We start from the raw sequence: 2,130 nt of genomic DNA, 5'->3' as shown, positions 1-2,130 counted from the left end.
GTAAAGTCAGATTTTCCGCGATTGTCGCCAGCAATGATGATATGGCGATTGGCGCTGCATGCGCTTTGCACAACGCAGGTTTGCGCATCCCGCATGACGTCTCATTGCTGGGCTTTGATGACATCCCGGTTGCGCCCTATCTCCTGCCGGCATTAACCACGGTGCATGTTCCGGTTGCTGAGATGGTATCAAGCGCGTTAACGCAACTGTCTAAAATGCTGGATGGTGAAAGCGTGACGGCGCAGCCACTGATGCCGGGCCGACTGGTGCTGCGCAATTCGATCACCCAGGGGCCGTATTACCAGCAAAAATAACGGCGCCGTGCGATAATCTGGCTTATTTTGACGCGATGAGCATTTTACGCCATGAAGCATTTCCTCGTTATTGTTCCCGATGGCGGCATGCTGTTTGAAGCCGTCGGTATTGCCGACATCCTGATGCACGCCAACCTGCACCTGCCGGTCGGCGTAGATCAGCCACGTTATCGCGTCAGTATTGCCACCACGCAGCCGCATCAGGTGATTCATGGTCAGTCGGGCCTCAACCTGCTGGCTGACCTGAAGCTGGCCGAATTAGATCCCCGCGCCGCCTGGGACACCATCATGATTACCGGACGCGGTGACAGCGTTGAAGAAGGCAATATGGTGGTGGATTTCATCAGGCTGGCGGCTCCGCAGGCTCGGCGTGTGGTGTCAATTTGTGGTGGCGCGATGCTGCTCGCCGAAGCCGGTTTGCTCGACGGACGCCGCGCCACGTCACACTGGCGCCTGCTGGAAACCCTGCAAACCCGCTTCCCCCGTGTTCAGGTGGAAGGGGGTCCGCTGTATATTCAGGATGGTCCTATCTGGACGTCCGGCGGCGTCAGCTCCGGCTTTGATCTCACGCTGGCGCTGGTTGAAGAGGATTTTGGCTTCAGCGTGGCACGCGATATCGCTCAGGATATGGTGATGTATTTGCGTCGCCCCGGCGGACAGATGCAGTTCAGCCGCTATCAGTTACAGCAAACCAGCACCGGTCCGATTCACGATTTGCAAAGCTGGATCCGTGCAAATCTGGCGCAAGATCTGTCGGTTGAAAAGCTGGCCGAACGTGTCGCCATGAGCCCCCGCAATTTCACCCGCGTATTCACCCGTGAAACCGGCGCATCACCGGCGCGCTATGTCGCAGAAGCGCGACTGGCCGCCGCACGCGAACAGCTGGAGCAGAGTCGCGCGACGCTGGAACGCATCGCCCTCGACACCGGGTTTGGCAGCAGCATCAATTTGCGCCGCAGTTTTGAGCGCCAGCTGCATCTCACACCGGGTGAATATCGCCAACGCTTTCACTGCCGCAAAATGGCGTAAAGTGATCCTTTTTTGTCATTTACGCCAATCGCGCATCGTCCTACATTGACTGCAACCACTTCGGATAAGGAGTCAATGATGATTAAGATTGGCATTAACGGCTTTGGCCGTATCGGACGTAACGTGTTTCGCGCCGCACTCGGCAGCAACGATATTGAGATTGTGGCGATTAACGATCTCACCGACAGCAAAACGCTGGCGCATCTGCTTAAACACGATTCACTGCTGGGCAGACTTCCTGCAGAAGTTGAGGCCGGTGAAGGTGAGCTGCGCATTGATGGCAAGCCTGTACGCGTGTTCAGCGAGCGCGACCCGGCCAATATCCGCTGGCGTGACGTGGGTGTTGATATTGTGATTGAAGCGACTGGCTTCTTCACCGAGCGCGAGAAAGCGGCAGTGCATATCACGCACGGTGGCGCAAAACGGGTGATCATCTCTGCCCCCGGTAAAAACGATGATTTGACGATTGTACTGGGTGTGAACGACCAGCGTTACGATCCCCAGCAGCATTTCGTGGTGAGTAACGGCAGCTGTACCACTAACGGTCTCGCGCCAGCCGCGCAGGTATTGCATCAGGCATTCGGCATTGAACACGGCCTGATGAATACCACCCATGCTTATACCAATAGCCAGGTGCTGCACGATCAGCCTGAGAAGGATCTGCGCGGTGCGCGTGCCGCCGCCCTGTCGATTGTGCCTTACTCCAGCGGTGCGGCGAAAGCATTAGGCCGCGTCATCCCGGAACTGGATGGCCGTCTGACGGGGTATTCACTGCGCGTGCCGGTGC

General features: G+C 57.2%; 3 protein-coding genes. All 3 read left to right on the top strand.

Annotated features, from left to right (window positions below; translation table 11 throughout):
• Positions 1-314 (top strand): substrate-binding domain-containing protein (locus QMM04_RS22305; protein WP_282997083.1); only part of this gene is annotated, 314 nt, incomplete at its 5' end.
• A gap of 51 nt (positions 315-365) precedes the next feature.
• On the top strand, positions 366-1,343 hold the full coding sequence (locus QMM04_RS22300) for a helix-turn-helix domain-containing protein (protein WP_282997082.1): 978 nt from the start codon (positions 366-368) through the stop codon (positions 1,341-1,343).
• A 78-nt stretch (positions 1,344-1,421) separates the two neighbouring features.
• Positions 1,422-2,130 (top strand): type I glyceraldehyde-3-phosphate dehydrogenase (locus tag QMM04_RS22295; RefSeq protein WP_282997081.1); only part of this gene is annotated, 709 nt, incomplete at its 3' end.

Origin of the sequence: Pantoea sp. Pa-EAmG, assembly GCF_030024295.1 — a bacterium.
GTDB classification, from domain to species: domain Bacteria; phylum Pseudomonadota; class Gammaproteobacteria; order Enterobacterales; family Enterobacteriaceae; genus Pantoea; species Pantoea dispersa.
Note: the sequence above shows the minus strand (reverse complement) of the source record. Positions and strands in the feature narration are given on the sequence as shown.